The organism is Candidatus Hydrogenedentota bacterium, assembly GCA_018005585.1.
In the GTDB taxonomy this organism is placed as follows: domain Bacteria; phylum Hydrogenedentota; class Hydrogenedentia; order Hydrogenedentales; family JAGMZX01; genus JAGMZX01.
Genome location: JAGMZX010000108.1, coordinates 1 through 20,701, shown reverse-complemented (window position 1 = coordinate 20,701; position 20,701 = coordinate 1). Strand labels below are relative to the sequence as shown.

Genomic DNA, 20,701 nt, shown 5'->3' with positions numbered 1-20,701 from the left:
CAAGCGCCCCGGCGGACGTCAAACCGGCTGCCGCGCCCCGCAGCGAGACACTCAGCCAGAGTCCCAGCCCCGGCGCGCTATGCCAGGAGCGGCCGCTGCAACCGCGGCCCGCAGTCTGCGCATCCGCAACCACAACGAACCCGTCCTGCCGGTGGCCCATGGCAAGCGCCTGCGTGGAATCGACGGTGTCATGGAACAGCACCCGGCGGCCTACGGTCCGGGTATGCAACGGCGGCAGCAACAACTGCCATGTATCGACCGAGTCAACCATTAGTGATCAGCAGTGAGAGGTCCACGGCCGGCGCCGAATGCGTCAGCGCGCCCACGGAGATGAAGTCCACCCCCGTGGCGGCAATGGCGCGCAGGCGCTCCAAGGTCACGTTGCCGCTGGCCTCGAGCAGCACCTTCAGCCCGTGCGCCTCCCGGGCCGCCTGCGCCATTTCCTCGAGCGACATGTTGTCCAGCATGATAATGTCCGCGCCGGCCGCAAGCGCCTCCCGCATCTGCTCCATACAACCGACTTCCACCTCGATGCGCAGAATATGCGGCGCAATGCCGCGCACCTTGCGGATGGCCTCGGTGATGCCGCCCGCCGCCGTGATGTGGTTCTCCTTGATTAACACGCCATGGAAGAGCGTCTGCCGGTGGTTGGCGCCGCCGCCATGCGCCACCGCCTCTTTTTCCAGATACCTCAGGCCCGGCGTAGTTTTTCGCGTGTCGCAAACGCGACACGTAAGTCCTTGCAGCATATCGACATACTGGGCCGTAAGCGTTGCCACGCCCGACAAATGCTGAATCAGGTTCATGGCTGTGCGTTCCGCGGTCAGTACCGCGCGCGTCAGGCCGTGGAACGTCGCCAGCGTCTCGCCCGCGGCGAAACGGTCGCCGTCTTTCGCCGACTGCCACTCCCGCACACCGGCGTCCAGCAGTTCGAAGGCGCGGCGAAACGGCACTATCCCGCTCAAGACGCCCGCCTGCTTCGCAACCAGCCGCGCCCTGCACCGGGCCTGCGGCGGTACTGTCGCGTTCGTTGTGATGTCCTCGCGGCCAATATCTTCTTCCAGAGCCGCGCGGACAAGGTTGTCCACTGAGAATTCAGCCACTGAGTACGCTCCCGCTTGGAAAGGGTATGGTAGCACAAAACCGCACGCCAAAGCGATTTGCATGCGGCCACGGCCATGCCGTGCCGGACACGCGCCCAAGCCCCCATTGCATCGTGATGCCGTAGACACGATAATGAGGCGCGGGGAGACCCACGCAGATGCCTTATCTTGACCTATCCGATAACACGCTGCTCGTTGTGGAACGGGGCGCGGTGGAAATCCATGATGCGCGCGATGTGCACCAGTGCAACGATTGCCGGCTTCTATTCCGCTCCGTACAGCAGGAAGGCAAGACGCCCCATTTTGAGGGCATCTTGTGTCAGTTGTTTGCGGGACGCCGCCTGCCGGACGGCACGGTGACCGAAGTGGAATGGGTTTCCATGGACTTTCCGCATGCCGCGTACGGGCGCAAGGTGTTGCAGGGCACGGCGGCGTATGCGGACGGATTTCAAGAGGAATGGCGCATCCGCGTGGACCCGCTTTCCATGCGCTTCGAGTGGGTGCGCCAGCCGGATGACCCGGATACGCAGCTCGTCTTCCGGGTAGTCGTGCCGAGCCAGAGCCAGACGCTGGAAGCCTGGCATACAGGAAAAGGCCGGCAAATCGTCTTTGGGGGCATTGCCCCCTGCACGGACCGGCTCCCTCAACTGGAGAGCGCGGACGAGACGGAACTGCTTTTCTACTCGGTTTTTCCCAAGAACTGTTTCCGGCTGGAGCGCCCGTCGGGCGGCGATGCGCGCATCGAGCACACGGCCTGGGTGCGGGAACCCGCGCCGGGCGAGCCCGACAGCGGCCGCGACACTTCCGGCAGGGTGCATGAGCCGGTGTGGGAAATCTTCTGGGAAGGCCGCGCGGGGGCCATGGTCTTTCTCAACTGCAGTTGGGGGGCAACCGCGGTTGCCAGCGACTTCGTGGGGCGCCGCGCCTGCCTGTTCAGCGATGCCACACTCGATTTCGGGCCATTCTACGCGCAGATGTATCTGGGTTGCCTGCCGCTCAATATCACCGGGGCAACGCATACGGAAGTTCGGGCGCGCGGGAGCGTGCTCACGGAGGATGCCGCGGCGCCCCCCGCATCGCCGCGCGAAATCGCGTGGGCCTCGGAATTCCTGTATCTGGTCGAGCCGGCCGCGACACAGGGCCTGCTCCGCGCGCAATTGAACGACGCGTTCCGCGCCGATAGCGTCAAAGACCCCGCATGGCCCGCCGCGCACATGAACGACGATGCCGTGGCGGAACTGCTCATGATGGCGGGGCGCTGCTTCTCGCTCGACCGTGACGAAATATGCGCACGGGCCGACCTGGAACCCATGCGCCGCTGCGCGGAATACCTGTTGTCGCTGCGGCCGCACGATGAGCCACTGCCGGTTACCGCGCGCACATGGGATGCGCAGGGCATTCTGATCGGCAAGGAACCCTACTTCACCGCGTTGTGTTATGCCGCATTGAACCGCCTAGCGTTCATTGAAGAGGCCATCGGCCAGTTCTCGTACGCGGCGCGCTGGCGGCGCGAAGCGGAGGCACTGCAACAGGCTGCCCTGACCTCATACGAGTATGGCGGCCTATGGCACCCGGAGCGCGGCATTTTCATCAATCACCTGGACTACAGAGAACCGGCGGAAATCGGCCCGCGCCGTCAAAACTGGCAAACGGGGCGGCGCGTCCGCACCGGCACGCCCTGGACTGATTTCGCGCTCTACGAGAACGTCGTGCCGTTCTGGCTCGGGCTGGTGGAGAATCCCGAACTGATCGAGACGGCCTACGACTGGATCGACAGCCAGTGCACGTATGCCCGGGGCCGCGCCGCGCCAAAATACCCGCCGTACCTCTGCGACACGTTCATGACGCTGCTGGACGTGTGCGTCCGGCTGCGGCATGACATCCCCCACGCGGCGACCCTGCTGCACGCCGTGCTCGAACATGCGCTGGACTCGAGCATACCGCTGACCCAGGCGCCCTTCGGCGGCCACGTGCCGGTGAGCCCCAACGATTTCTCCGAACTGACCGCCGCCGCCCGGCGCCTGCCCGCGGGACGCCTGCTCGACAACAGCCCCTACTTCGGCATCGTGTTGCATCTGCATTACGGCCTGGACTACGGAAAACAGGGGTGGCACATCGGTGTGCCGCGCCCCATCGACAACTACCCCCTCACGCGCGTGCTCAATCTGCGCCACGAACACGCCGTGTACGCGGTCACATGGCGAGGACGGGGCAAGGTCAAGCACATCAGCATCGACGGCAGGCCGCACCGGTCGGCCTGGCTCGACCTGACGGAGGGGCGCCACGAAGTGCTTGTGGAATTGGGGTAACGCCACAGCGGCTTGAACCGTCGGGCTTCTTGGGCCATGATCTATTGCCCGAGGCGCAGACCATGATGCGTCCAGGGCAACAACCGCAACCGCAAGGGTCGAGCGTGAACGGCAGCGCACCCGCGAGAACCCAATTGCCGCCGGGCATATCGGGCGAATTCCTCGCCCGGATATCACCGGGCCGGTTCGCGCTGTTGCTGGCCTGCCTGATCGGCCTCGCCGTGTCTCTCGAACTCGGGCGGATGGACGTCTGGGACGATATCGAGGCGCAACGCGCGGGACCGCCCGCCGAGATGTGTCGCGACAGCGAATATGTCGTCCCCACGTTGAACGGGCAGCCGTATCTCAACAAGCCGCCCCTGCTGTTCTGGGCGATTGCCGCGCTGTACGCGGCAGCAGACGGCCCTTCGGAGTTTCTGGGCCGCGTGCCAACGGCATTGTCGGGCGTCCTGCTCGGCGTTTGCGTGTATGCAGGTCTCAGACGGCGCGCGGGCGACCTGACCGCGCGCTGGACCGCCATGGCCACCGCCTCTGCCCCGTATGTGCTCTTGAACGCCCGTTGGGCCAATCTGGATGTGCCGCTGACGTTGGCGGTGTTCCTGACCGTCATGGCGTTGTACGCCGCGCTCGAGGCGGCGTCGCGCGCACGCGCACTCGGCTGCGCGCTGGCAGGCGGCGTATCGCTGGGCGCGGCCAGCCTGCTCAAGGGGCCGCCCGCCTACATCTTCGTCATAGCCGCATTCCTGGCATGGGGCATTACGTCACGGGAAACGCCGCAACTCTCGCTGCGCGCTCCCGCGCGCTGGACGCTCGCCGTATTTGCCCTCGCCGTCGCGCTCTGGCTGGCCGGGTTTGCCGGGATATCAACACCCTTTCCGCTGGCCCTCGCGCTCTTTGCCGCTATCTGGACCATTACCGGAATTCGCGCGGCGGGGAAAGAACTTCTGCGCGGCCTGCCGTTTCTGCTGGTCGTGCTCGCGCTCGGCATTGCGGTCACGGCGCCTTGGGCCTTGCTCGTACTGCAGCGCATCGGTTGGGAGGATATCCGCGCGCTGCTGTCGGACCAGGTAATCGAGCGCACGCACAGCGCGACGGCGATCAATGCCGGCAGCCCCTTCTATTATTTGTACATGCTGCCGATCATCCTCGCGCCGTGGGGCCTGCTGCTGCCCTTGCACTTGTCGCAGCGTTGCTGGAACGAAGGCGACCGTTTCTACCGCTTCAGTCTTCTCATGGGCCTGCTCAGCGTATTCGCGTTCTGTCTCATCGCGGGCAAGGAGAACAAGTACGTGCTGCCCGCGGCCCCGTTCCTGCTCATGCCGGTGGGCCGCCAGTTCGCGCTGTACGTTGAGGGAAACTGCGAAACCCACTGGAGCGCATACTTGAACTGGTGGCGGCGGCTCGTACAGGGCATCCTGACCGTGGGCGCGGCCGGGCTGGTCCCCTGGGTGTTTTTCGGCGAGTTTCACCCCGTGCTATTCACGGAAACCGCAATTCTCGCTTGCACGGCGATAGGTGTGCTCTATCTGCCTTGGCGGCGGCGTGCGGCGAGTCCATTCACGCGCGTCGCCGTGGCGGTGGCACTCGTGATGACCGCGGGACTGCTCACGCGCGGTTTCCATTATACCGGCGGCCGTTCACCGAAAGAGCTGGGCGTGCTCTGCGGGCGGCTGATTGCGCAAGGATACACGGTCGAGGCAACGGTGTTGAAACCGCCGTTCGCATTTTACGCGGCGCGTCCCATCAAAGAAGTTCAAGACATGACGCACATCCGCGCGGGGCTCGACGGGCCAGCGCCCTATTTCTATCTCACGCGCGAAAAGCTGTTGGAGGAATACGGCGCCGCGGAAGCGCTCCGCTATGCGGTTTACGGGCCCGTTACCAATAAAGACTACCTGCTGCTGGGTAATCGGGACCCGTTGACGCTGCTTGGCGGCGGGGACCCGTGAGAGCGGCGGCTCAACTGATGACCGCGTCGGCTATGATGAGCAGGAGCAGCAGCGGCAAGTAGATGACCGACGCGCGCAGGACGCCGCGCGCGTCGCGGTTGGTGCGGGTCATGCGCCAGCGCGCGCAAACGACGGCAAACCACAGGCTGCAAACCAATGCGCCAGCGAAATAGGGCCAGCCCGCCACGCGCACGAACGTCGGCATCAACGCTATCGGAACGAGCAGGATTGCCGCGCCGAGACTCTGTTGCAGCGTGGCGCGGCCGTCCGGCTTCACGACAGGAAGCATCTGGAATCCCGCCTGCCCGTAGTCGTCCCGGAACATCCACGCGATGCTGTAGAAATGGGGGTGCTGCCAGAGAAACAGGATCAGGAACAGGACCCACCCGCCGAGGTTGATTTGGCCCGTCGCGGCGGCCCAGCCGATGAGCGGCGGGATCGCGCCCGGAATGGCGCCCATCGTCGTGTTCAGCCATGAATAGCGCTTCAGCGGCGTGTAGACGCCGACATAAAGCAGCGCGCTGAGCCACGCGAGCGCGCCGGACAGCACGTTCACGAACAGACAGAGCATGGCTCCGCCCAACAACGTGAGCACCAGACCAAACGCAAGCGCGTTGCCCGGCGCAATCCTGTGCTGGGGCAAGGGCCGCCGCCGCGTGCGTTTCATGAGCGCGTCCACTTCGCGCTCGTAATACTGGTTGAGCGCGCCCGCGCCCGCCGCGGTAATCCCCGTGCCCAGCAGTGTGATTACGTGCAGATACAACGGCAGCGGACCGCCCCGGCCCATGCTGAAACCGAACGCGGTCGTAATCATCACCATCGTGAAGATGCGCGGTTTCGTGAGTTCCAAATATGCGCGGAACCGCCGCGAGCCCCGCGACCGGGCGCGTGCCGAACGCCCCGAACCTGCTTCTTTGCTCTCAAGCGAGGGGCGGTCCCGCAGCGCGGGCGTTGCAGACGGCGTGCGCACCCACGCGCGGGCCGCATAGACCACGCTGAACCCGAGAAATGCCGCGCCTGTGACAACGTGCAGACTCGTGATCAAGGGGGTCTTCGCCGTCCAGACGGTAAGCGCGCCAAGCGTGATCTGCGCGAGCAGTAATGCCCAAAGGTATCCGGCGGTGCGGAACAGCAAGGGGTGAGCCGCCCGCTGACGGTACGATTGAAGCGTCAGGAGCAGCCCGCCGCACAGCACGGCCAACGCGCCCGCACGGTGCAGAAAATGAATGACGACCTGGCCCATCGTCACCGGCTCAAGGTCCTGGCCCAACGCGTTCGCATGCTCGAAACGCCAGTCGTTGATCCATGCGAGCATCGCACCATCGAAACGCGGCAGCCACTGCCCGCCTGTTGCCGGAAAGTCGGGAACGGCGAGCCCCGACTCCGTGTGGCGCATCAGCGCGCCGAGGAAAAGCTGTAGATATACGAGTGCGATGAGAACGTACGAGCAGCGGAGCAGGCTCCCGGCGTGTGCAGTCTGTTCGGGCACGACTTCCTGGTTCCACGCGCGCCAGAGCCCGAAGGCGATGACAATCGTAATCGCAAAGAAGGTCTGGGCAAGCAGCGCGTGCGAACTCGATATGAGTACGGGGAGCTTGAAGAGTACTGTCAGCCCGCCCAGCGTCGCCTGCAATAACACCACGCAAACCGCAAGCCAGCCCATCCCTTTCAGCCAGCGCGCGGGCTCAAAGAATTGCAGCAACAGCGCCAAGATCAGCGTCAGCGTGGCCACGCTGCCCGCCCACAACCGGTGAAAATGCTCATGAAAAATGTTGCCGACCCAGTCCTGATACGGATAGGTGATGGGGTTCTGGCCGTAGGTCAGGGGCCAATCGGGCACGGCAAGCCCTGCTTCGTGGCTCTTGACTTGCCCGCCGAGAAAGATGAGGCACAGCGTTGCCACGCACAATACAGCCGCGAGACACCATAGCGCGAAGGGTATCTGAGGTCTTTTTTCCACAATACTCTCACGGGGCGTACCGGCCTGACCGCAGGCGGCTCCTGTTATCCCCCGTCTCAGGCAGGAACCGCACATGAGAGGGTTAAAATTCCCGGAAATGCCGCAATCCGGCGCGTCGGGCAGCCGAATCGCGGCATTGGCGGGCCAATTGGGCTGTTCTACAGGTTCGCTAACGTATTGCCGCGGTTCACGGGGAGTGCGGTAGCTTGCCGCCGCTTCTTTGGGGCAGCTCGCTGCCCGGCGGCCCACTTGACGGGGCAAGCTCCGCAAAGAGCAGAGCGCAAACATGCTCGCGCATTCCACGCGTGACCGTATTTCTGAAATGGCGTGCTAAGAGGGCAACCGCGGCGCGATGCAATAGGCGGTCTCGAGCAGTCTGGATTCGCCGGGTTCCAAGGGCGCCTGAATGGGATACAATTCGAGATTCACGCACCCTGTCGACCGGTTGTAGAAGTAGAAGAGCGCGTCGAGTTGCTCTGGATCAACCGTATTCACGAGAAAACCGCTGCGTTTCGGCAGCCGCAGGGCCCAGCGCGTGACGCCGGCCGCCTCAAGTCTTTCCGCCGCGATTTCGCTGCCAGTGGTGAAAAGGAGGGGCTGCCGTGACCACGCACCGTCGCGGTACAACCAGATTTCAGGGTCGCGATGGGCGTCATACGCGAATTCCGGATGCAGCTTGACGCGCGGCACGACAAGGTCGCCGCCGCCGTTCGAGAATTCCAGCGCCACGTATAGTCCGTCGTCTGCGAGGCGCATCCGGCGGGTAATGACCAGACTATTGTCGAGTTTCGCGCGGACGGCTACGCCGCCCGGCTCCCCGTCAAGCCATTCGTATCGTCTTGCCACTATCTCCTCGATATGCGGGTCCTTCGGGTCTATGATGTTCCACTCTTGCATCATGCCGGCGCCGGCAAACGGAGTCTGAAACCCCCGCAATAACTCCGTCCCGCCTTGTTTGTCGCGAAAACGCACGACAGACCCGCCGATTTCAGGCACTATCCACACCTCGCAGGCGTCATTTTCCAGGCGCGCGAAGGGAATCTCTTGCTGACGCGGCGGCGTTTGGCCATTCAGCCGCCGCCGGAATTCCTCGATCCCCGGGTCGGCCAGATGCGTTACTCCGTAGCCTTCCAGCACCTTCCAGTACTCGTCAAAGGTGAGGCTGGGCGGACGGCGCAGGAGATATGCGTTTTCAGCGATTTCCACCACGGGCGGACAGGTCAATGCCGCGTACTGCACCGGAAGATAAGCGCGCTTGAGCCGTTCCATGATTTCCGGGTCTTGGACCGCTGCGAAAGCTCGCCGGAAGATGTCCTCGGCCTTCTCAACCGTCGCGTAGTCCATCCACTCCCTCTTCGAGAAGATGCCCAGCGCGTAATTGTCCGCGAAGACCTTGTTCGTGATCAGGGCGTGATACTCGCGGATGAATGGCGCGGCCTCGCGGTAATACAACGCGAGGAACTCATCGTAGAGCGTGCGCCAATCCACGTCCGGGTCCCAGAGCGCCTGCGCAAGAATGTAGGCCTTAAGATATTCGAAATCGGCGCCTGGCGAGTGGGCGGCCTGCTCGAAAACGCCGCTGACACCGTGATCGAGAAAAAACTTCACGTTCGGCTGCAGGACCTGGACATTCGGGTGCGGCCCCTGGAAGGCGTGCCAGTTCTGCGTGTAGTCCCAGATATACAGGTTCTTCGTGATGCGCGACCACTGCTGGATGTCGCGCTGGAACGCGCGGTTGGCGTCACTCGAACGGTCCGCGAGCGGGCGCGCGAAATCGCATTCGATCGAACACAGCCGTACGACTACGTTATCGCGCGGGCGCACATGCTTCGGCGGTTTGCGCGTGTAGGTGTACGCGAAGGTGTCAATCATCGCGTCAGGGAACTCGTCCGCGACAGCTTCCGCGATCATGTTCACGAATTGGATAACCGTGCCCGCATGAGAGCCTTCCCGCGCGTCCACGGCCGCGCAGTTCGCGCATTCGCACCAGAACGGCCAGTCCATTTGCGTGACGCTCACAATCCGGCGGTTGGGCGGGTTGGCGCGCAGCAGTTCGCGCACGCTTTCCGTGGCGATGCGAACGACTTCGGGGTTCGTCAGGCAGAGTTGCGAACGCTTCGTCCGCTCGCCGCCGGTCTCCGAAAAATACTCTGGATGTTCTTCAAAATATACTTCCGGGTCCACGAGGTCGTGGAAGGTGTGGCCGAATCCGCCTGCGTAGCCGATGAATCCGCCCATCTCGCCGGCTATCGCGGAAACGCTGTTGCCATTGAGCCGGTGAATCACCGCAAATTCCGGGTTGCGCGTGAACACCCAGTAATTCGTGTCGCGGTAGGGAATGGGCGGCACAAAACGGCAGTTGAGCTCGGGGATTTCGTCCGGCGGCGGTGGGATATGCGTCGTCTCAGGCGTCAACCAGCGCACGCCAAAGCAATCATGGAAAAACTGGTAAACGCCGTATAGCGTGCCGCGCTGCCGGCCGCCTGCAATCAGCAAGTGCCGCGCACGCAACGGCAGACGCGTCTCGCGGCGGAACGACAGGTACTGCATGTCCCGTTCTTGATGCAGCGAAACGGAACGCACGTGGAATCCGTCGTCGCCCAGACCGTCGAGGTTGAGGCGGTCCACGAGGCGCATCCCATCGCGGCCAATCCAGATCGTCGTGACGCCCGGCGCCGCGTCGTGGGAGACAGGCAGCCTGTGCCCCGTACAGCGTTCCCAATACTTCTGGAACTCACGCGCGGCATACTGTTCGGACGGCGCCGCGCTATCCGCGACCACAATCTGAGCGTCCGCGTACTCACAAGCGCTGAGCCAAGCCGCCGTTTGGGCAGGCAAGGCCGCCAAGACCAGCAGAAGAGCAGGAGTCCACAATTTCCAGCCTGACATGCCCGTATCTCCCAAGGCGCAACCGGCCTCCGGAAAAGGGTAGCAAATCCGGGGCGCTGGTGTCAGGCGCGAAGGCATGCCACGGGGAAGCGGCAGGAGGCTCCAAACTCGGTTCCGTTATTCGTCGCGCCGGGCATCCGCCAGCGCGGCGGGGTGTCTGTCGTCCGTCACGGCGGGTCTGTCCTTGAAGAATGCTTTCACCGCGGGCTCGTATTCGCTGTCGATTTGAAGCCCGTCGACTCCCAGGGCCAGCATGGCGGCTGCATCTCGAGCGCCGGACGCCAAGGGATCCCGGCCCCGGTAATGAGCGGTGTTGATGCTGACAATGACCTGGAGTCCGCGCGCCTGATACGCCCGGACGCGTTCCCGGTCCAGGTCGGGCGCATGGCGGAACACGAAGAAGTTGCGGCCTATGTCCTGCGCGAGCGCCAGCGCGGCCGCGCCGCCGCGCCAGTTCATCAGACCCCCGCCTTCCAAATAGGGCCGGAGTTCGGACCGGCCTATGAACAAGGTGTTGCCCGACAACCCGTGCCGCTCCAGACTGCCGCGCAGCCGTTCCGCAAACACGCCGCGCAACGATTCCGGACACATCTTGATGTCCACCATCAGGCCGATACGCCCCGCGCACCGCTGACAATAGGCGTCGAAGCCGGGCACCCTCTCTTCCGGCGCGCGGTCGCGCACCTCCGCGAGCGTGAGCTTGTCAATAAGCCCATCCACGCCTGCAGCACGTTTGAGGCTGCGGTCATGCAGGCAAACAGGGTATCCGTCCGCGGTGCATTGCACGTCCACTTCAACGTGGGTGTAACCCCGGCGGATCGCTTCTTCAAGCGCGGCAAAGCTGTTTTCTGGAGTCGTCTCCGTGACCACGCCGCCGCGATGGGCAACGAGCAGGAAGCCATCGGGCAGATTGAGGCGGTCCCCCGCCGCGGCGTTCACTGACACGACACTGTTCACGAAAAGGCCTAGAACGGCGAATCCCACCGTCATGAGGCAAACACCCTCTGTTTGTCAGATAACCATACCCGCTGGGTAAGACCGGTTCTTGTCTCCGCGGGTTTCGCGGGCGCGGATGCCACCCGCAGGCAGGGGCCGCCCCGAGGCTTGCAGGCATTGCGGCGGCCTTACGCCGTTGCCGGGCCGTGCTCAAGCGTTTCGTTGTAGATCGCGTGGACCCGCTTCTTGTGTTCATCGACGTATGCCGCCAAGTCGGGCGTGACGATGCCGAGGCGGGCCGCGAGTTCGCGGCGGCTTTCCGGGTCGGCGGGCAAATCCGTTTCGTGGCCTCCGTGCATCATGCGGATGCGGTTGAGAATGCGCCGCAACTGGCCATAGGCGTCGTAGAGCGCCGCGCATTTCGGCGGGTCCACAAGACCATTCTCCATGAGAATATCCAGCGCGCCGAAGACGTCGCCGCGCTTGAGTTCCGGCAGTTCGTGAACATACCGCAGTTGCCAGAGCCTCGTGATGAACTCGATCTCATTAATGCCGCCCGGGCTGCGCTTGAGATCGAGCGGCGTGGACTGCTCGGCCAGCTTCGAACGCAGCGTTTCGATGCGCGCAAGCGTATCCGAACTGAGCGGCAGCGAGAACGAAAGGTCCTTCACCTGCCGCTCCACGTGCAGGCCAAAACGCAGGTCGCCCGCGACCGCGCGCGCTTTCATCAGCGCGAGCCGCTCCCACGACTGCGCCTCGTCAAGATAGTACTCGTCCAGGCGGCGGTGTCCCACGGCGAGCATTCCCTTGTTGCCGTCGGGCCGCAGCCGCGCGTCGATGTCATACAGGACCCCGTAACGGGTGTGGTCGGTGAGCCGGTTGATGGTGTACGCGGCCACGGCGGAAAAATACTCCTGCGCCGACATGCCGCCCGGCCCGCCGCCGTCGCTGTCATAGACGAAGATGAGGTCGAGGTCGCTGCCGTAGCCCATCTCCCAACCACCCAGCTTGCCGAGTCCGAGCACGGCGAACGGCGTATCCGTTGCGCCATACCTTTCCGCGGCTTTCCGGCGCGCGTCAGCGAGGGCATGTTCCAGCACGGTTTCCGCAATGAGCGTCAATTCATCGCCGACCTGCGCCAGCGCGATGTCGCGCACGAGTTCGCGCAGGCCGACGCGCAGCATCGCCCCGTCACGGAACCGGTAGATTGCGGCGCTCTTGTCGTACCCGCTTGCGAGGAAGCGCAGTTCCTCGCGCAGTTCCCGGCGCGTGGCCGGCGTATCGAGCGCCTCGCCGGTGCCGAGCAGGTCGAAAAGTCCGGGGTCGCGCACGAGGATGGTCATCAAATACTCGCTGTTCGAAACCAGTTGCACGAGGTATTCGCTGAGTTCCCTCTTCGACTTCAGAATCTGGTACAGGGCGCCGGGCGTGGCAACGCGCGGCAAGAGCGTCGCGAGGCGCATCAGCGTGCGATCGGGGTCGGCGGCGCGGCCCAGCGCGCGGATTAGGCCCGGGGCAACGTCAGCAAAGTCCTGGCGCACATGCTGCGTATGCGGGTTGTCGGGCGGCCCGACACATAGTTCGAGCAGGGCTTTTCGCGCGCGTTCGGGTTCTCGGAATCCCAGTTTGGTCAAACGAGGCGCGCCCACGTGGCCGTCCGATCGCGGATTCAGGAGATCGCCGATCCAGAGGTCGCCCGAACCTTTCGCGGCCAGAAAGCGGTCGAGAATCGCGCGCGTTTCCTGCGTGTAATCGCGATACACGTTCATGAACGATGCGCCGTCCACAAACCCCAGTTGCCGCGCGAACTCGTCGAGCGCTTCCGGCTCCGCGGGCAGCGCGTGGCGCTGACGGCTGCCTTCTATCTGGAGCCGGTGCTCGACGCGGCGCAGGAACGCGTAATGGCTCGCAAGCGCGTTCGCCTCGAATGGCGACAGGTAGTGCCGGCGTCCAAGCACCTCAATGGCCTCAAGCGTGTTCGTGGTCCGCAATTCCGGCCATGCGCCGCCATTCAGCAGCTGCAGCATCTGGACGGTGAATTCTATGTCGCGGATACCGCCGCGCCCGAGTTTCACTTCCCGGTCCGTCTCGCCGCGCCGCTCGATCTGCAGTTCCGCCTGGCGCTTCGTCTCTCGGATGTCGTCGAGGGTTTCGTCGTCAAAGAAACGGGGGAACACAAAGGGTCTCATGCGCTCGATAAACGCGTCGCCAAGCGCAATATCGCCCGCGCAGGAACGCGTCTTGATCAACGCCTGCCGCTCCCATGCGCGGCCGTAGGTCGTGTAATAATCGATGGCCGCCTCCAGGCTGATTGCGAGCGGCCCCGTCGCGCCGAAGGGACGCAGCCGCATATCCACGCGGAAAGGCTGGCCGCCCGCCGTCTGCTCGGACACGGCCCTGATCAATAGCTCGCCCACCTTGCGGAAATAGTCCGCGTTCGCCGTGACGCGCCCGCCGTCGCCGGTCGTCTGGCCTTCGTCCGTATACAGAAAGAGCAAATCGATATCGGAACTGAAATTGAGCTCGCGTCCGCCCAGTTTGCCCATGCCCAGCACGACAAGGCTTGCCTCGCGCGCGCTGCCCGCCGCGTCCACGCACCGCGGCTGCCCGAACCGGCGCGACGCATGGTGTTGCGACGCGCGCAGCGCCACCTCGAGCGTGGCATCGGCCAGATTGGACAGGTCCAGCGTCAAGGACGGCACGGACGCGTGCTCGAAGATGTCGCGGATGGCGATGCGCGCGATTTCGCGGCGGCGGAATGTACGCAAGGCGTGCAGCGTCGTCTCGTAGTCTTCCGGAACCCCCTCGAAGGCCAGCAGGTCGGCGAGCATGTCGTCGCGCGAGCGGGGCCGCGAACGCTCCGCCGAGTCACACAACCAGGGCAGCAACTCCGGCTCCCGGCATACGATATCGGTCAGGAAATGGCTCTGGCTGAAGAGCGTGACAGCCAGGCGCGTGGAGGCGAGGCTGCTGCTGAAACGCTCCAGTACGGCGGCGCGGTCGGGGACAGCCTCGAGGTACCGCTCGAGGCGCACCAGCGACTGGCTCGGGTGCGCGGTCTCCACCAGCGCCGCCGCGAGATGCGCGAATAGCGAATCATCGCCGCCGCGCATCAGGCCGTCCAGAAAACGTGCGGCCTGCGGCGCGTCCGCGAAGACGATATGTTCAAATGCGGGATGCATAACAGTCTCTGTTGGCGGAGCACGCCTGTGCGCGCGCTTCCTACGCTGGCCCGCCGCGCGCGCGGGCCAGCACACCCCAGATTCTGGCCAACGACTCCGCCGTATCGGCCAAGGCGGTTTCACTTCCCGCGATCGCGTCGCTCAGCGGCATCGGCCCGCGCACAATGCTCAGCGCAGCGGTAATGCCGTGATCGTATACACATTCAAAGCCCGGTTCGAGCGCGCCCGCAACGGCCACCACCGGCACGCCGTGTTTGCGGGCCATGTGCGCAACACCGATGGGCGTCTTGCCGAAAACGCTCTGCCGGTCCATCCTGCCTTCACCCGTAATCACGAGGTCAGCGCCCGCAATATGCGCTTCAAGGCCGCACGCTTCGGCGACCAAGACGACGCCGGGGCGCAGCCGCGCGCCGGTGAACGCGAACAGACCGGCGCCGAGGCCGCCCGCCGCGCCCGCGCCCGGCACATCGGCCACGTCCACGCCGAGTTGCTCTCCCACGACATCCGCAAAATGGCGCAATGCGTCGTCGAGCGCGCGGGCCGTCGCGAGGTCGGCGCCCTTCTGCGGCCCGTAAAACAACGATGCGCCGTTCGGGCCGCAAAGAGGATTCTCCACATCGCAGGCGACGAGCACCTCGCATGCCGCAAGACCGGGGTGCCGCCCCTCCGTCACGATTCGCGCAAGTCCGCGCAGCGCGAGACCGCCCGGCGGCAGTTCGCGCCCCTCGGCGTCCAGCAGGCGAATACCGAGCGCCTGCGCCATGCCGGCGCCCGCGTCGTTGGTCGCGCTGCCGCCGATTCCAACGATGATGCGGCGGCACCCGCGGTCCAGCGCGTGCGCGATGAGCTCTCCGGCGCCGCGCGTGGTGGCGCGCGCCGCGTCGCGCGATTCCGGCGGCACCAGCGCAAGCCCCGAAGCCGCGGCCATCTCGATGACGGCAATCATACCGCCGACGAGCACGCCGTAACGCGCGGTGACCGGCGTTCCCAGGGGGCCCGTTACCGTGTGCTCGATATATTGGCCGCCCGTCGCGGCGACCAGCGCGTCCACCGTGCCTTCGCCGCCATCGGCCATGGGCACGCAGCGCAAATCGTCCTGCGCTCGAGCGCGCCGCCAGCCGTTCGACAGCGCATCCGCGACAGCCTTGGCGCTCAGGCATTCCTTGAAAGCGTCCGGCGCAATGACTACGCGCATGAGACCAAGCCGACCTCCCGTTTCACGTTGTAACGGTTATGGCGCGCGGTACAATCTACAATCATAGACGCACCAGAGCGGGGTCATATTCTTCCGGTTTCTGAAAGCCGAGCAGCGCCAGCAGCGTCGCGGCCACGTTGCTGAGACCGGGCTGCGCGATGCCGGCCAGCCGAAACGCGTCCCCGCCGCTGAAATCCTTTATGATAAAGGGCACGGGATTCAACGTGTGCGCCACGTGCGGCTCGCGCTTGCCCTTCTTGACCGTAAACAGCTGGTCCGCATTACCGTGGTCCGCCGTGACGACGAGCACGCCCCTCTTCTCGCGCACCGCGGGCAGGAGACGCGCCAGCCCCAGGTCCACCGCCTCGACGGCAATACGCACCGCGGCGGGATTGCCCGTGTGGCCGACCATGTCGCCGTTGGGATAGTTCAGGCGGATAAACTTCCAGTCGCCGGACCGGATCGCTTTCAACGTCGCGTCGGTAATTTCCCCCGCCTTCATCCAGGGCCGCTGATCGAACGTGACCACGTCCGAGGGGATGTTCACGAACAATTCGAGCGCTTCATCGACGTAGCCCGACTTGTTGCCGTTCCAGAAATAGGTCACGTGGCCGTATTTCTGCGTTTCGGAAACGGCGAAGGCCCGCACGCCCGCACCGCAGAGGTATTCGCTGATCGTGCCCGCGATCTCCGGCGGTTCCACCAGGAAATGCTTCGGAATCAGCTTGTCGCCGTCGTACTGCATCAACCCCGCATAGAACACGTCGGGGCAGCGCTCGCGCTCAAAGTACGGAAACGGCGACTCTTCGAACGCGCGCGACAATTCAATGGCGCGGTCGCCCCGGAAATTGAAACAAACCACCGCGTCGCCGTCGTTGATTGCGCCGGCCGGCTTCCCGTTTTCGACGATCACGAACTCGCCCAAGTGCTGGTCAGTGACGTTAGGGTCTTCGTCGTAATAGGTCCGCACCGCTTCCGCCGCCGACGCAAACGGACGCCCCTTGCCCAGCACATGCGTGCGCCACCCCCGCTCGACGATCTTCCAGTTCGCCTCGTACCGGTCCATGGTCACTTCCATACGGCCGCCGCCCGAGGCAATGCGATAGTCCCGTCCGTCCGTGCTCAGGTCGCGCAGCTTTTGTTCCAGCGTGGCGATGTAACCAAGCGCGGACCGCTCTTCGACGTCGCGGCCGTCGGTGAGCACGTGCACGCGCACGCGCGCGAAACGCTCCTCCGCGCAACGGTCCAGCAGCGCGAGCAACTGGCTGATGTGGCTGTGCACGTTCCCATCCGAGAGCAGGCCGATGAAATGCACCGCGCCGCCGGACAGCGCCCGCGCCGCCACGGCCTTCCATGCCTCGCCTTCAAACAACCGCTTGGACGCGATCGCCGCATTTACCAGCTTCGCGCCCTGGTCAAAGACCCGGCCCGAGCCCAGCGCATTGTGCCCCACCTCCGAGTTGCCCATATCGTCATCGCTGGGCAGCCCGACGGCCATCCCGTGCGCCTTCAGCCGCACGTACAGCGGTTCCGCCATCAACGCATCCAGCACGGGCGTGTGCGCCAGGAACACCCCGTCCGATTCGTCCCGCTTCCCCAGGCCGACACCGTCCATGATAACCAGCACCAGCGGCCCCTCGAAGGGCGCGTAACCTGGCAGCGGCTTCAACACATACTGACTCATTGCGTGACAATCCTTGACCCCGTTGGGGAAATCAGGCCGGACATTCGCGGCGCGCGCCCGTTATGCGCGCCGCTTGGAGAAAGGCAGTGTACCGGGCCGGACATCACGAATCAAGAAATCGAATCCCCCGTCAGGCCTGGAATCGTAACCGCGCCAAGGACTTGCCCCCATCTCCGCCGATCAGGTTTAATGCGTCTGCAAAGAAGGATCCTCCATATGCCGTTCGGACCCCCACAGCGGGCCGGGACCCGTCTTCTGGCTTACGCGGCGGGCGTATGCCTGCTGCTGGCCGGCGTGTGCTGCCGGCCCGGGCCGTCCGGGCCGCCAAGCGGGCCGCCCGTGCAGGAAGGCGAAGGCGAAACGGAGGGGGAAGGCGAACCGCCTCCTGCCGCGACCCCGGTATACACCTATCAAATCGTTCGGGTTTTCCCGCACGACACGGAAGCATTCACGCAAGGCCTTGTCTATGAAGAGGGCATGCTGCTGGAGGGCACGGGGCTGCACGGCGTGTCGTCCCTGCGGCGCGTCGCGCTCGAAACCGGCGCGGTAATCCAGCAGACCGACCTCGACAAAGACTATTTCGGCGAGGGCATCGCGGTCGTGGGCGACCGTATCATCCAACTTACGTGGCGGGAGAACACCGGCTTCGTGTATGACCGCCAATCCTTCGCGCTGCTCGGCCAGTTCTCGTACGCGACCGAAGGCTGGGGCCTCACCTATGACGGCAGCCGCCTGATCATGAGCGACGGCTCGCATGTGCTCCATTTCCTGGACCCGGAGACCTTCGAGGTACTGGGCACGATCAAGGTCCGTGACAAAGACCGCTACGTGACCATGCTCAACGAACTCGAGATGGTAAACGGCGAACTGTTCGCGAACGTGTGGCAGTCCGATTACATCGTGCGCATCGACCCCGGAACCGGAAACGTGACGGGATGGATTAATCTGAAGGGACTGCTCGCGTCGCAGTGCCGCGGCAGGCCCCCCGGTGTGCTCAACGGCATCGCGTACGACGCCGCGGGAGACCGTCTCTTCGTCACGGGCAAGAACTGGCCGTACCTGTTCGAGATCGACCTCGCGCCCGCGCCGAAGGGCGCCACGCCGCCCCGCCGGTGAAGCCCGCGAGGGGCATAGTGGCATAGTGGTTAGCGCCTGTGTTTTAATGATCGCCGTCGCAGCCTGGAAACGGAGGAGAATGTGAGACGCACGACACTTGCAGGCATGACCGCGGCGCTCCTGCTCATAGCCGGCGCCATCAATGGCTGCGCCACGGACCATGAGCCGGGAACAGCCAGCCCCGAAGCCATACAGCAGGGGATCGCCGGGTTTTACGCCGAGGCGCAGCAAGTACAGCAGGAACTGGCCGCAATCGAAGACGGCGCGGCCCGGTTTGCGCGGCTGGCCCAATACAAAGACCGCCTGCGCCAGCGCGCAGCGGCCTACGAGCAGTCCGTCGTCGATGGGCGCATCGACCCCCTGGAACAGCAGGTGTACGACGAACTGCAGGGGTTGCTGCTGACGCTGAACAATATCCCCGACCGCCCGTTCAGCCCGGACTACTGCGAAATCGTGCGCCAGAGCATCTACCTGGCCTGGGCGCCGGGAGAGCCCGCGCCCGCGCCCGAACAGTTCAGCCGATCCGTGCGCGAGGGCTTGCGTTTTCTCGACGTCCTGTGCGCGCCGTGACCCCGCCCGCGGGCGGACGATGGATGCGTCCAGGCAACAGCAAATGGGGCACACAAGAATGAGCGTGACCGGTCAGACCACATGCCGTTTCTGCGGCGCGCCGCTGCGCCTCACCTTCGTCGACCTCGGCATGTCCCCTTTGTGCGAGAGTTTCGTGCCCGCCGCCCACTTGAATCAGATGGAAGCATTCTACCCGCTGCACGTTTGGGTGTGTGAGCAATGCCTCCTCGTGCAGCTGCAGGAATACGTAAGCCCCCAGGCCATTTTCAGCCACTACGCTTATTTCTCGTCCTACTCGGATTCCTGGCTGGCCCACGCGCGCGCCTACGTGGCAATGGCCGTCCAGCGCTTCGGCCTGACCGGCGCGAACCAGGTCTTCGAGATCGCCAGCAACGACGGCTACCTGCTCCAGTATTTCGTCGGGCGCGGCATCCCCGCGACCGGCATCGAGCCGGCCGCGAACGTGGCCGAGGCCGCGCGCGCCAAGGGCGTGCCCACGCTTGCGCGCTTCTTCGGCGTGGAACTGGCGCGGGAACTCGCCGCGGAAGGGAAAACCGCCGACTTGATCATCGGCAACAACGTGCTGGCGCACGTGCCGGACATCAACGATTTCGTGGAGGGAATGCGCCTGCTGCTCAAGCCGGAAGGCGCGGTCACGATGGAATTCCCGCACCTGTTGCGCCTGGTCGAGGGCAACCAGTTCGACACCATCTACCACGAGCACTTCAGCTACCTGTCCCTTTGCGTGACGCAGCGCATCTTCGAAGCGCACGGCCTGCGCATCTTCGACGTGGAAGAACTGCCCACCCACGGCGGTTCGCTGCGCATCTACGCGTGCCATCAGAAGAGCGCCCGGTTCGCGCGCGAGGCGCGCGTCAGCCACCTCCTCGGCGTCGAGCAGGAACAAGGCATGTTCGGGCTCGATTTCTACCAGTCCTTCGCCCCGAAGGTGATCGCCGCGAAACATAAGCTGCTTGAATTCCTGATTGCGGCAAGACGCAAAGGCAAGTCCATCGCGGGTTATGGCGCGCCGGGCAAGGGAAACACCTTGCTCAATTACTGCGGCATCCGCACCGATTTCCTCGACTATGTGGTGGACCGTAACCCATTCAAACACGGCAAATACTGCCCCGGCACGCACATCCCAATCTTTCCCGTCGAGAAAGTGTCCGGGACCCGGCCGGACTACCTGCTGATCCTGCCCTGGAATCTGCGGGAGGAAATCGTGCGGCAGATGGCGTATATTCAGGACTGGGGAGGGCGCTTCATCGTGCCCATTCCGGAGGTTGCCGTATACCCGTGAACGGAGGCGCGCGCCGCCCATGAGAGGGAGGTCATGAAAGTCGTTCTATTCTGCGGCGGTTTGGGAATGCGCCTGCGTCCCCTGAGCCCGGAGGCGGGCGGCGCCCTGGAAGAGGTGCCGAAACCGATGGTCCCTCTCGGCGGGCAGCGCCCCCTGCTCTGGCACGTCATGAAATATTACGCCCACTTCGGGTTCAACGATTTCATCCTGTGCCTTGGCTATCGCGCCGACGTGATCAAGAGATTCTTCCTCAATTACAACGAATACCTGGGCAATGATTTCGTGCTGGCGGACGGCGGCACGACCCTGCAATTGCTCCATAGCGACATTAGCAACTGGCGCGTCACCTTTGTCGATACGGGCCTGACCACCTGCGTTGGGGAACGGCTCAAGGCCGTCCAGCCGTTTCTCGAAGGCGAGGAGGTTTTCCTCGCGAACTACAGCGACGGGCTTACCGACCTGCCCTTGCTCGACTACATGCAGCGGTTCCTCGACAGCGGCAAGG

At 64.4% G+C, this 20,701-nt stretch carries 14 protein-coding genes; 6 read left to right on the top strand and 8 right to left on the bottom strand.

Going from position 1 to position 20,701, the window contains the following annotated elements:
• The coding region (locus tag KA184_16630; GenBank protein MBP8131206.1) for a hypothetical protein at positions 1 to 271 on the bottom strand (271 nt) is incomplete at its 3' end.
• Complete coding sequence (gene nadC / locus KA184_16625; protein ID MBP8131205.1) at positions 264 to 1,166, bottom strand: carboxylating nicotinate-nucleotide diphosphorylase; 903 nt, start codon at positions 1,164 to 1,166, stop codon at positions 264 to 266. The genes KA184_16630 and nadC, both read right to left, overlap by 8 nt.
• A 95-nt stretch (positions 1,167 to 1,261) precedes the next feature.
• Here nadC and KA184_16620 point away from each other — a divergent pair, with 95 nt between their 5' ends.
• Together KA184_16620 and KA184_16615 are read left to right on the top strand one after the other, a co-directional pair.
• Positions 1,262 to 3,412 carry a hypothetical protein gene (locus KA184_16620; GenBank protein ID MBP8131204.1) on the top strand — a complete coding sequence of 717 codons (2,151 nt, stop codon included), beginning with the start codon at positions 1,262 to 1,264 and terminating at the stop codon, positions 3,410 to 3,412.
• 62 nt (positions 3,413 to 3,474) lie between these two features.
• On the top strand, positions 3,475 to 5,361 hold the full coding sequence (locus KA184_16615; protein ID MBP8131203.1) for a glycosyltransferase family 39 protein: 1,887 nt from the start codon (positions 3,475 to 3,477) through the stop codon (positions 5,359 to 5,361).
• A 10-nt stretch (positions 5,362 to 5,371) separates the two neighbouring features.
• On the opposite strand, the gene cyoE is transcribed toward KA184_16615, so the two are convergent.
• The 6 genes from cyoE to KA184_16585 all read right to left on the bottom strand — a co-directional run bounded on the left by cyoE (position 5,372) and on the right by KA184_16585 (position 17,207).
• Positions 5,372 to 7,321, bottom strand: coding sequence for a heme o synthase (cyoE, locus tag KA184_16610; GenBank protein ID MBP8131202.1), 1,950 nt, complete (start codon positions 7,319 to 7,321; stop codon positions 5,372 to 5,374).
• Positions 7,322 to 7,651: 330 nt separating this feature from the next.
• Positions 7,652 to 10,210: a DUF4838 domain-containing protein gene (locus tag KA184_16605; GenBank protein ID MBP8131201.1), complete on the bottom strand. Its 2,559-nt coding sequence runs from the start codon at positions 10,208 to 10,210 to the stop codon at positions 7,652 to 7,654.
• 117 nt (positions 10,211 to 10,327) lie between these two features.
• The gene (locus KA184_16600) at positions 10,328 to 11,200 is read right to left on the bottom strand and encodes a glycerophosphodiester phosphodiesterase family protein (GenBank protein ID MBP8131200.1); all 873 of its coding nucleotides are present in this window, start codon (positions 11,198 to 11,200) and stop codon (positions 10,328 to 10,330) included.
• Between the two features lie 134 nt (positions 11,201 to 11,334).
• Positions 11,335 to 14,328: a bifunctional [glutamate--ammonia ligase]-adenylyl-L-tyrosine phosphorylase/[glutamate--ammonia-ligase] adenylyltransferase gene (gene glnE / locus KA184_16595; GenBank protein ID MBP8131199.1), complete on the bottom strand. Its 2,994-nt coding sequence runs from the start codon at positions 14,326 to 14,328 to the stop codon at positions 11,335 to 11,337.
• Positions 14,329 to 14,368: 40 nt separating this feature from the next.
• On the bottom strand, positions 14,369 to 15,523 hold the full coding sequence (locus KA184_16590) for a glycerate kinase (GenBank protein ID MBP8131198.1): 1,155 nt from the start codon (positions 15,521 to 15,523) through the stop codon (positions 14,369 to 14,371).
• A gap of 61 nt (positions 15,524 to 15,584) precedes the next feature.
• Positions 15,585 to 17,207: a 2,3-bisphosphoglycerate-independent phosphoglycerate mutase gene (locus KA184_16585; protein ID MBP8131197.1), complete on the bottom strand. Its 1,623-nt coding sequence runs from the start codon at positions 17,205 to 17,207 to the stop codon at positions 15,585 to 15,587.
• 216 nt (positions 17,208 to 17,423) lie between these two features.
• On the opposite strand from KA184_16585, the gene KA184_16580 reads away from it, so the two are divergent.
• The 4 genes from KA184_16580 to KA184_16565 form a co-directional block, all read left to right on the top strand.
• Complete coding sequence (locus tag KA184_16580; GenBank protein ID MBP8131196.1) at positions 17,424 to 18,323, top strand: glutaminyl-peptide cyclotransferase; 900 nt, start codon at positions 17,424 to 17,426, stop codon at positions 18,321 to 18,323.
• Between the two features lie 81 nt (positions 18,324 to 18,404).
• Positions 18,405 to 18,893, top strand: a complete 489-nt coding sequence (locus KA184_16575; GenBank protein ID MBP8131195.1) for a hypothetical protein — start codon at positions 18,405 to 18,407, stop codon at positions 18,891 to 18,893.
• Positions 18,894 to 18,951: 58 nt separating this feature from the next.
• A complete protein-coding gene (locus KA184_16570; GenBank protein ID MBP8131194.1) occupies positions 18,952 to 20,196 on the top strand; it encodes a methyltransferase domain-containing protein in 1,245 nt (414 codons plus the stop codon).
• Between the two features lie 33 nt (positions 20,197 to 20,229).
• Positions 20,230 to 20,701, top strand: a 472-nt coding sequence (locus KA184_16565) for a glucose-1-phosphate cytidylyltransferase (protein MBP8131193.1), incomplete at its 3' end; no start/stop codon positions are given.

Bases quoted from the DNA above. Each gene is read 5' to 3' on its own strand.
- nadC (MBP8131205.1), bottom strand. From the start codon at position 1,166: ATGCAAATCGCTTTGGCGTGCGGTTTTGTGCTACCATACCCTTTCCAA.
- glnE (MBP8131199.1), bottom strand. From the start codon at position 14,328: ATGCATCCCGCATTTGAACATATCGTCTTCGCGGACGCGCCGCAGGCC.
- KA184_16600 (MBP8131200.1), bottom strand. From the start codon at position 11,200: ATGACGGTGGGATTCGCCGTTCTAGGCCTTTTCGTGAACAGTGTCGTG.
- KA184_16620 (MBP8131204.1), top strand. From the start codon at position 1,262: ATGCCTTATCTTGACCTATCCGATAACACGCTGCTCGTTGTGGAACGG.
- KA184_16615 (MBP8131203.1), top strand. From the start codon at position 3,475: ATGATGCGTCCAGGGCAACAACCGCAACCGCAAGGGTCGAGCGTGAAC.
- KA184_16570 (MBP8131194.1), top strand. From the start codon at position 18,952: ATGAGCGTGACCGGTCAGACCACATGCCGTTTCTGCGGCGCGCCGCTG.
- KA184_16580 (MBP8131196.1), top strand. From the start codon at position 17,424: ATGCCGTTCGGACCCCCACAGCGGGCCGGGACCCGTCTTCTGGCTTAC.
- KA184_16605 (MBP8131201.1), bottom strand. From the start codon at position 10,210: ATGTCAGGCTGGAAATTGTGGACTCCTGCTCTTCTGCTGGTCTTGGCG.
- KA184_16585 (MBP8131197.1), bottom strand. From the start codon at position 17,207: ATGAGTCAGTATGTGTTGAAGCCGCTGCCAGGTTACGCGCCCTTCGAG.
- KA184_16590 (MBP8131198.1), bottom strand. From the start codon at position 15,523: ATGCGCGTAGTCATTGCGCCGGACGCTTTCAAGGAATGCCTGAGCGCC.